This is a genomic window from Methylobacterium sp. A54F (assembly GCF_053346035.1).
The window spans coordinates 1-291 of record NZ_JBKFBF010000185.1; the positions used below are offsets into that span (position 1 = coordinate 1).

Genomic DNA, 291 nt, shown 5'->3' on the forward strand with positions numbered 1-291 from the left:
AATTTTTCAGTGATCTCGACCTCGCGCCCTTCCGCGGCGTCGGTCACTTCCCGCATCGCGAGGCACCGGAGGCCGCAGCCGAGGAGATCGCGGCGTTCTTCGGCCGCCTGATGCCCGAGCGTTGAGCGGCGGCGTCAGGCCGCCCTGCCCCGCCGTCCCTCGACCAGCCACATCGCCAGCACGGCGGCCGCGAGGGCCGCGAGCGCCCACAAGCCGAGGGCGGGCGGGTAGACCTCGACGCCGCGGATGTTGGCGCTGTCGCTCGGGCGGAAGCCGATCCAGTCGCCCCCG

At 73.2% G+C, this 291-nt stretch carries 1 pseudogene; it reads left to right on the forward strand.

Annotated features, from left to right (window positions below):
- Nucleotides 1–125: pseudogene (locus ACLBXP_RS25895) on the forward strand (alpha/beta fold hydrolase); the annotation flags it as partial.
- Nucleotides 126–291 lie beyond the last annotated feature (166 nt).